This is a genomic window from Ruegeria arenilitoris (genome assembly GCF_013032445.1).
GTDB lineage: Bacteria > Pseudomonadota > Alphaproteobacteria > Rhodobacterales > Rhodobacteraceae > Ruegeria > Ruegeria arenilitoris_F.
The window spans coordinates 322,192-330,731 of record NZ_WQCA01000006.1 but is presented as its reverse complement, the minus strand read 5'-3'; the positions used below and the strand labels follow the sequence as shown (position 1 = coordinate 330,731).

The following is an 8,540-nucleotide window of genomic DNA, read 5'->3' as shown; positions in this document are numbered from 1 at the left end:
CCTCCACTTTCAGCTTTTGAGCCGAGTCATAAGATACATACAACTCGGAGATCGGAGCTAGATTGCTTAACATCGTCATAGGAATACTCTTGTCGAAGTGCGGTTTTACCGGTGGTTCAGGGGTATTTGCGAGGTATGTGTCCCGACTGCTGATTGAAGTCCATATACATTCATAGAATTAAGGACGATATGTGTGGTTTTTTCTCGAATTGGAAGGATTTTTCGCAGGTAGAGAGTTTTTTGCGACTTAATTCCCATTAATCAGAGGTCGAGGCGCGGATTCAGCACAAGTGTTCCTATCCTGTGCTAGTTAGCAGCAACTCCGAAGCACTTGCCACAGGCAGGGCTGGAATCGGGCGTGTCACGCCGCGCAGCTCAAAACGCCTCATGTGGGTTTGATCACCCTCATACCCTGCCGCCTGCAGCAGTTCGGCTGAAACCAGAAGCTCAACCCCCAGCGCCTTGGTTTCCCCCTCCAGCCGACTGGCTACGTTGACTGCGTCGCCGATGATGGTGCGTGCAGCATGGCCCGCAGCACCGATTTCCCCCAGCACCAGATCGCCCAGATGCAGCCCCATCCCGATGCGTATTCGGGGGCTGCCCTCGGCCTCAAGCCGCTGGTTGAACTGCGCGAGAGCACCGCTGACGTCCATCGCAGCTTTCAATCCGGCGCGAGCCGAGCTTTCCGTGTCAGGCGTTTCGAATACCGCCAGTAGGCCGTCGCCCATGTATTTGTCGACCACGCCGCCATCTGCGGTGATCGACGGAACGATGGCGTCGAAGAACCGGTTCAGCAGGAACACGATGTCATAGGGCAATTGACCGGTAGTGCGCGATGTGAACCCGCGCATATCCAGAAACAGAACGGCCAATTTGCGTTCTTGCCCCTGGCTGGCATGGGCTCGGTGTCGTCCTCCTTCCGGGCGGAACATGCGATACGCAGTAAGCGGTTCGGTCGGACGAATCTGACAGGCCAGCCGCGCCCCGTTTGGAGCGCCAACGGCAGCGAGGCTTCGGGCCTCTATTTCGCCAGGCGCAGGGAGGTTTTCTGCGCCATCCTCGACGATCACCCGGCATGTCGTGCAGCGCCCCTTGCCGCCGCACAGGGCGGTATGCGGAACGCCGTTGGCCTGCGAAATCTCAAGCAGTGTCATGCCCTTTTCAGCCACAACTTCGGGACCTTCGACATATTTTACACGTACGGAATGCCTGCGACGCCACAATTTGCGAAGCGCGTAGACCGCCAGCGCGGTCCCAAGCGCGATCCAAAAAGCCATCAGCGCATTGTCCTTGACGCTGAACATGGCCTCGAAGGCCTCGGGTGAAGGCCAGTTATAATGCTCGATATACTGCTCACGCAGGAAAGGGTCGGCAAAATCCGCCCAGATACGACGCCCTTCGGTCAGCAGCCCAGCCAAAGCGAAGGAGGGGATAAACACCGCCAGACCGATCAGATAGGGCACGGTTTTTGACCACCAACGGGTCAACCGCAGCCACATATGCAGTCCGATGCAGCCGTGCACCCACACCACAAGCAAAAGCAGGCTTTGCATCCAGATCACGGTGCCGGGCCACATCAGGACGATGATATAACCCATTTCGTCATTTACATCATAGATTTCATGCGCATAGCGCGTTTGCACGATGTGTGAGATCAGTTGCAGCGGGATCAGCAAGCCAAGCACAACCTGCAACCCGGTTGAAAACGGCATCCGTAACGTTCTGCGTTGGCTGATCGAGTACAATGCGAGCCCGGCATGTATCAGCAAGGCGGCATATAAAACCACGCTCATGGCATCGTGGCGCGTGACGGTTTTGCGCCCATCCTGCATGCCGTGAAGGTAATCGGTGTGAAACAGCCCCAGTCCGATATTGATGAAGTGGAAGAAGGCAAAGGTGAACAGGATCAGGCCACTGCCGATCCTCAGCCGGGTTGCCCACCCGCCTTGCCATAGAACGCTACTCAATCAGATCACCTGCATTCGCTTTGCTTGGGCATGAGTCTGATACGCGTAAGCGAGTGGGTCAAGAATAAGACGGAATCCATTCGGTTGCCGAAGCATCCGTGCGGATCAAGGCAGGGGAGATGTTGAACAGCACCACATGGCTGAGTTCGGGGCGCGAGCGAGAGCTGTACAGCAACCCATCGGCGCCCATCGCGCGGGCTTCGTCGGAACACTGCCAAGTGGGTGAACACCCCTGAGCGTCGTGGATGTCTTGCCAGACAATCGAAACGTCGGGTCGCCCGCTTAAGTCCATCAACCGTGCCTTCGTGATGCGGGCGCGTTGCAAGACCCGTGGCGGGTCACCGTCCGAGACATACCTACGGATTGCAACACCGGCACCCTCTGCGCTGAGAGAGGCGTACAGGGCTGTCTGCCCCGCATAATGAAAACGCCCCTCGGGCGCTTTTGCAGGGGCCAGAGGGGCGTCGATCTGTGACAGAAACAGAATTCTCCAGACGGGGCCGGAGAATTCCAGCACTGGGTCAGTCCTGCTCCGCCAGGAAGCGTTCTGCGTCCAGCGCGGCCATGCAGCCCATTCCGGCGCTGGTGACGGCCTGACGATAAATGTGGTCGGTCAGGTCACCAGCGGCGAAGACACCGGGCACCGAGGTCTCGGTCGAACCCGGCTTGGTCACGACATAACCGCCCATATGGGTTTCCAGCGAGTCCTTGACCAGTTCGTTGGCAGGCGCGTGGCCGATGGCGACAAACACGCCTTTACAGGGGATCTCGGTAATCTCGCCGGTTTTGACGTTCTTGACGCGCACGCCTTCGACACCCAGCGGGGCATCGGTGCCGACCACTTCTTCCAGCTCGTGGAACCACAGCGGCTCGATCTTTTCGTGCTTCAGCAGGCGATCCTGCAGGATTTTCTCGGCCCGCAATTCGTCGCGGCGGTGGACCAGAGTCACCTTGCTGGCGAAGTTGGTCAGGAACAGCGCCTCCTCCACGGCGGTGTTGCCGCCGCCGATCACCACGATCTCCTGGCCGCGATAGAAGAACCCGTCGCAGGTGGCACAGGCAGACACGCCAAAGCCTTTGAACTTTTCTTCAGAGGGCAGGCCCAGCCATTTCGCACGTGCGCCGGTGGCCAGAATGACGGCATCGGCGGTGTAGGTGGTGCCGCTGTCGCCCTTGGCGGTGAAGGGGCGTTTCGAGACATCCAGATCGCTGATAATGTCCCCGATCACCTCACAACCCATGGCCTGAGCGTGCTCTTGCATCTTGATCATCAGATCAGGACCCTGAACTTCGGTGAAGCCGGGGTAATTCTCGACATCTGTGGTGGTTGTCAGCTGACCGCCGGGCTCGATGCCCTGAACCAGAATCGGCTTCAGCATTGCGCGGCTTGCGTATACGCCCGCAGTGTAACCGGCCGGTCCCGATCCGATGATCAGAACCTTGGTGTGACGTGTTTCGGCCATGGTACCCCCAACTCGATCTGCCTGATTTGGGCGCGCGGCCCTTGGCCGATGGATATAGCGACCCCAGTGCCGCGCTTAAAGCCCCTTCCTGTTTCACATCCGTTATGCGCCCTGAGAATGGCGCTTAAAAAAAAGGACATTGAAAATAAACAATATTGCGCGACCGCGAAAGATTATTGCGCATCCGCCGGGTGCTGATATAACAACCGAAAAATCAGGAGCATGCGATGGTCGCGATACGGCTGGATGAGATTGACCGGAAGATTCTGGCGGAATTGCAGGCAGACGGCCGCATGACCAATGTCGAACTGGCAAAGCGCGTGGGTATTTCTGCGCCTCCGTGCCTGCGGCGGGTGCGGACGTTGGAAGAATCGGGCCTGATCCGCGGCTACCACGCCGAAGTGAACTCGCGCGAGCTGGGATTCGAGGTTCAGGTCTTTGCTATGGTCGGTCTGGAAAGCCAGGCCGAATCCGAACTGAGCGCCTTCGAGGAACGCTGCCGTGAATGGCCGTTGGTGCGGGAATGCCACATGCTGAACGGCGAGGTGGACTTTATCCTGAAATGCGTCGCACCGGATCTGAGCAGCTTTCAGCAGTTCCTGACAGGCGATCTGCTGACCACGCCGAACGTGGCCAGCGTCAAGACTTCGCTCGTCATTCGCGGCGCAAAAGACGAACCCGGCGTGCCCTTTGATGTTCTGGAAGAACGAATGAGCCGGACGGCGTAACCGCTGCCCCCTTCGGATGCGGTTTCATTGGTGGCAGAAAGGCTGCCACCAACATGTAAAAGACCCAACTTATTAATAACTGCATAATGCCCCCACATTGCAGAATTTACCCGGATTTAGGCTGTTATCGCATCCATCTCTCCATCCCCTGCGCGCGGCAGCGCCAACGGCCCGAAGTCGTTCAGCGTGTCGATATGCGCAAACAGGTTCAGATAGATCGACTTCAGTGACTGACTGACCATCCGTATGGCGTTAACACCTGGATGATAGGACTCGAATTGCAGCCCGTCGACCCTGATAACAGCGTGGCGTTTGAGACATATATGAAACAGCTCGATCGGTGTTGGTGGCAGCGTTTCAATGACGCTCATGCCGTCTTGAAACTCGTGGATCGGGGTCAGGACCTGATCGTCACCGTGTAGATGGCGAAGATGTGTGGGCGTTCCCAGTAGCCGCGCAGCGGGTCCTGCGATGACACCCGACATTGGCTTTTGCATTCCGAACGTGTCAGCCATGATCCGTGTCAGCGGCCGCGTCCGGCCGCGGAAGTCCTCGCGTCCGGGAATCAAGGTAACCGAGCCTTTCCACAGCACCGTTTCCGAGGTTCCGTTCTGCGTCAGAACGGTATCGCCGGGCAGCAGGTCTTCGATCGCCATCGGTCCGAACTCGGTTTCGACCAAAGATCCACGCGTAAAGGCGCAGAAGGCATCTTCGAACATTGGCAGGGCAGGTGCAATGTGCCGGGTCTGTACGACATCCCCGTTTTTCATCAGCGTGCTGACTTCATAGCGCCGCAGCTGCGCCTTTTTCTGTGTTGTTGGTCTTGGCGCGTCGCGTAGCAATGCCGACGTCTCGACGGCATTTCTGGCAGCGCGCGACAATGAACGTGGAATGTCCATTACAATTATTTCCCCTCTAACGTCCGAACAGACAGACTGAACCCCCGTGCAGGCCCGCCTTATCGGATTTACTCTTGTCTCGAAGGAAGGTGGCGACCGCAGGGCGGCAGGCGCACAGGACGCTTGTCGCGATGAAAATTCCCACGTTTTTGGTCACTACATTGACCCCCCAAACAAACTCACACAAACGCTGGCGAAATTGCCGGCGCACACAAGCTCCGAACCTGAAACGCGTACAATTGTCGCGACAGGTCGCACATCGGATCGGAGCACCCCTCCGGTGTGCGTCTTGGCCTCTGGGACCGGCAGCTTGGTCCCTTGGGCATTTACGGTCAGCGGCGAACTGCCAATCGGCGTGCGACCCTGACCGAGTGACTGGAGACTCGTTTCCACGGCATCTCCAATTCGTGCTCTCTGGTGGCCGCAACCACGGCGCTGAGAAAGCGTGATTTCGTCTTCATGCTATGTTCCTGCCCGCATTGGGGGCTTTTGCCCCGGTTTCCTTCTGAAGCCTTAACCTGCAGTGCCATTGCGGCAGCGATAAGGCTGATCCGGGATGAATTCGGGACAAAGAACGGTTTGCGATTCCTCTTTTCCGGACGCGTCACGCTCTGCTGAGGTTTTGATAGGTGGCCCCTGAGTGCGGACAAATAAGTCAAAAAGTTGCGACTCAGATAGGCAAAAGATTGTGGCGAAAAAGCGGCGAGTCCGCAGTTGTCCCTGCGCGGTCTTAAAGTCTGATAGCGGAAATCAGGCGGCCATAATCGGCCTCTTTCGCGTGGGTCGACCGGCGGTAGGAATAGAATCTGTCCGGGTCGGAATAGGTGCAGTGGCGTGTCCACTCGGCCTGACCGACCCCCGCCTGACGCAGCCGGTGCAGTCCAAAAGCGGGCAGGTCGAATTGCAGCCGGTCCCCGTTGCCATTTGCGAAGAATTGCAGGTTTTCCGGAGAATCGGCGACGAACTCGTCCAGAAACTCGGGGCCTACCTCATAGGCGCGTTGCGAGATCGACGGGCCGATCACGGCCACGGTGTTTTCCCGCTTCGCGCCCAAGGCTTCCATTGCGTCCAGCGTTTCCTCAAGCACCCCGTCCAGAGCGCCCCGCCACCCGGCATGGGCGGCCCCGATCACGTTTGCGTCAGTATCGGCGAACAGAACCGGTTGGCAATCGGCGGTGAGAATCGTCAGGGCCAGACCGGGTGTTGCCGTGACCACCGCATCGGCCTTGGGTTTTTCGCCATTGAGCGGGGAATCGACGGTCAGAACGGTCGGCGAGTGCACCTGATGAACGCCGATCAGTTCCGCAGGTGCGACGTCCAACGCCCGCGCCACCCGTTCGCGATTCACTGAAACGGCCTCGGTTTGGTCGGATGAACCGTACCCACAATTGAGGCCGGAAAATACACCGGATGAGGCGCCTCCGCGGCGGCTGAAGAACCCGTGACGCAGGGGCGATAGCAAATCTGAGGTCAGAATTTCCAGGGTCATGGCTCTAGTCCCGGTGGTGGCGAGGAAGGGGTGGGGTAGAGGGCCAGCACCTTGAACAGGTTTCCCATTTCCTCGGGGTGCGTCAACCGGTGATGTGCGGCAGTCAGCGCTTCAAGCTCAGACCCGCCGAGCGGTTCTGCCAATATTTGTGCGCGGGTGGTGATTCCCAGCCGTTCAAGGAACACGCCTTGCGGTGTCAGGCGCGAATGAGCGCATCCTGCCGCGCGGGTCGCCAGAGCCAATGGCTCGAAATCCACATGCGCTGTCAGGTCGGCTTGACCGGGCAGGGCCAAAGGGTCGGTGCGTTCATGCGCCTGCAACGCCTGAAACGTGTCACCTTGTGAATGCCAGTCGCCATAATCCACAATCAGACCGGCCCCGCCATGGGTGCCGATTCGCCCGGCGATTACAGTGATGATGGGAATCGCCGCGGTGCAAAGTTCCACCAGATCGCCATCTCTTGTGTCATCCAGCCGATCTTTCAGCGCAACCTGTTCACCCAGCGGTCCCAGTCCCCAGGTCAGTGCGTCGCCATCCAGACCGATCAGACGTTCGCGCCAGCCATCGCCGTCACGCAGAAACTGGCGGATGGGCAGGACGTCGAAGAACTCGTTCGCGACCAGAAACAGAGGGGCGTCGGGCAGGTCCGCAACCGAATCGATCCAGCGCGGGTTATGGTCCTTTAAGGTCTCCGCCTGAATGTCCCGCAGGGTGGGCGAAGCCTCGACCAGCACCACCTCTGCAGCATCAAGAAACCCTGGCACGCGGGCCGTGGCGCGCAGCATATCCGCCATCAGCGTACCGCGTCCCGGGCCAAGCTCGGCCAGCACGAAACGCTCAGGATGCCCCTGATCCAGCCAGCTCTGTGCCAGAGACAGGCCAATCAGTTCTCCGAACATCTGGCTGATTTCCGGGGCCGTGATGAAATCCCCCTGCGCGCCCAGAGGGTCACGGGTGGTGTAATAACCATGTGTCGGGTGCAGCAGGCATTCGGTCATATAGTCGGCCACGCTCATCGGGCCGTCCTGCGCGATCCGCGCCAACAGATGATCTTTCAGGCTCATGAAACCGATCTTGCACGCAAGGCGAACCACAATCCAAGCGCAATCATCGGTAGCGACAGCAATTGCCCCATCGTCAGGCCATAGCCGCCGACCTGCAGGGCCAGACCCAGCGGGTTACCGACCGAGATGAACTGTGCGTCAGGCTGCCGGAAGAACTCGACAATGAACCGCGAGGCGCCATAACCCGCCATGAACAGCCCCATGATCAGGCCGGGCTTGTGGAAAGCTCCGCGCCGGTAGACCAGCCACAGCAGCAGGGTGCCTAGCAGCAGTCCTTCCAGCGCGGCTTCATAGAGTTGCGACGGATGCCGCGCGCACATGCCCGCGACCACGCCGGGGCAATCCTGTGCGGCCGCCCCCGGAAAGATAACAGCCCAAGGCAACTCACTGGGCCGCCCCCAAAGTTCCGCGTTGATGAAATTCGCCAGACGCCCGAGCAGCAACCCCGGCGGTACTGTATGTGCGATCAGGTCGGCCATGGACAGAATCGGAATTTGGTGACGGCGCGCATAGAGGTAAGAGGCGATCACCACACCCAGCAGCCCGCCATGAAAAGCCATGCCGCCCTGCCAGACTTGCAGAATCTCCACCGGGTTCGAAAGGTAATAAGCAGGTTGATAGAACAGCACGAACCCCAGGCGCCCACCCAGAATCACACCGATGATGATCCAGGTGATCAGATCCTCAAGCTGTTCGGGCTTCATTGGTGGTGTCTTGTTGGGCCACAGGCCCGGGCGCTTCAGCGCCATGACCCCTATCCGCCAAGCGATCAGGATACCGGCGATATAGGCCAGCGCGTACCACCGCAGCGCGAACTCCATCCCGAACAACGAGATCGAGAACAATTCGGGTGACAGATCGGGGAAATTCAGAACAGCCTGCATGTGCGTCTCATTGCCCGGGGTTTGCGGGGCAAGTCAACCTTGAGCC

Annotated in this window: 8 protein-coding genes; 1 reads left to right on the top strand and 7 read right to left on the bottom strand. The window is 58.9% G+C overall.

The genetic code is table 11. From position 1 onward, the window contains the following. Window positions 1–296 precede the first annotated feature (296 nt). From GOW98_RS11180 to trxB, 3 genes are read right to left on the bottom strand one after another with little or no spacing between them, the layout of a single operon-like run. Window positions 297–1,967: an adenylate/guanylate cyclase domain-containing protein gene (locus GOW98_RS11180; RefSeq protein ID WP_170331948.1), complete on the bottom strand. Its 1,671-nt coding sequence runs from the start codon at window positions 1,965–1,967 to the stop codon at window positions 297–299. A 58-nt stretch (window positions 1,968–2,025) separates the two neighbouring features. Continuing rightward, a complete protein-coding gene (locus tag GOW98_RS11175; protein WP_170331946.1) occupies window positions 2,026–2,484 on the bottom strand; it encodes an RES family NAD+ phosphorylase in 459 nt (152 codons plus the stop codon). 4 nt (window positions 2,485–2,488) lie between these two features. Then, window positions 2,489–3,430, bottom strand: coding sequence for a thioredoxin-disulfide reductase (gene trxB / locus GOW98_RS11170; RefSeq protein ID WP_170331944.1), 942 nt, complete (start codon window positions 3,428–3,430; stop codon window positions 2,489–2,491). Window positions 3,431–3,657: 227 nt separating this feature from the next. Here trxB and GOW98_RS11165 point away from each other — a divergent pair, with 227 nt between their 5' ends. Then, window positions 3,658–4,158, top strand: coding sequence for an Lrp/AsnC family transcriptional regulator (locus tag GOW98_RS11165; protein ID WP_170331943.1), 501 nt, complete (start codon window positions 3,658–3,660; stop codon window positions 4,156–4,158). 116 nt (window positions 4,159–4,274) lie between these two features. On the opposite strand, the gene GOW98_RS11160 is transcribed toward GOW98_RS11165, so the two are convergent. The 4 genes from GOW98_RS11160 to lgt all read right to left on the bottom strand — a co-directional run bounded on the left by GOW98_RS11160 (window position 4,275) and on the right by lgt (window position 8,494). Beyond that, window positions 4,275–5,057 carry a Hint domain-containing protein gene (locus tag GOW98_RS11160; protein WP_170331941.1) on the bottom strand — a complete coding sequence of 261 codons (783 nt, stop codon included), beginning with the start codon at window positions 5,055–5,057 and terminating at the stop codon, window positions 4,275–4,277. Window positions 5,058–5,787: 730 nt separating this feature from the next. Continuing rightward, complete coding sequence (gene pgeF / locus GOW98_RS11155) at window positions 5,788–6,546, bottom strand: peptidoglycan editing factor PgeF (protein ID WP_170331939.1); 759 nt, start codon at window positions 6,544–6,546, stop codon at window positions 5,788–5,790. Beyond that, complete coding sequence (locus GOW98_RS11150; RefSeq protein WP_170331937.1) at window positions 6,543–7,610, bottom strand: class I SAM-dependent methyltransferase; 1,068 nt, start codon at window positions 7,608–7,610, stop codon at window positions 6,543–6,545. The genes pgeF and GOW98_RS11150 overlap by 4 nt, the downstream gene beginning before the upstream one ends. Next, window positions 7,607–8,494 carry a prolipoprotein diacylglyceryl transferase gene (gene lgt, locus GOW98_RS11145; protein ID WP_170331935.1) on the bottom strand — a complete coding sequence of 296 codons (888 nt, stop codon included), beginning with the start codon at window positions 8,492–8,494 and terminating at the stop codon, window positions 7,607–7,609. The genes GOW98_RS11150 and lgt overlap by 4 nt, the downstream gene beginning before the upstream one ends. Window positions 8,495–8,540 lie beyond the last annotated feature (46 nt).

Bases quoted from the DNA above. Each gene is read 5' to 3' on its own strand.
- GOW98_RS11150 (WP_170331937.1), bottom strand. From the start codon at position 7,610: ATGAGCCTGAAAGATCATCTGTTGGCGCGGATCGCGCAGGACGGCCCG.
- GOW98_RS11160 (WP_170331941.1), bottom strand. From the start codon at position 5,057: ATGGACATTCCACGTTCATTGTCGCGCGCTGCCAGAAATGCCGTCGAG.
- lgt (WP_170331935.1), bottom strand. From the start codon at position 8,494: ATGCAGGCTGTTCTGAATTTCCCCGATCTGTCACCCGAATTGTTCTCG.
- trxB (WP_170331944.1), bottom strand. From the start codon at position 3,430: ATGGCCGAAACACGTCACACCAAGGTTCTGATCATCGGATCGGGACCG.
- pgeF (WP_170331939.1), bottom strand. From the start codon at position 6,546: ATGACCCTGGAAATTCTGACCTCAGATTTGCTATCGCCCCTGCGTCAC.
- GOW98_RS11165 (WP_170331943.1), top strand. From the start codon at position 3,658: ATGGTCGCGATACGGCTGGATGAGATTGACCGGAAGATTCTGGCGGAA.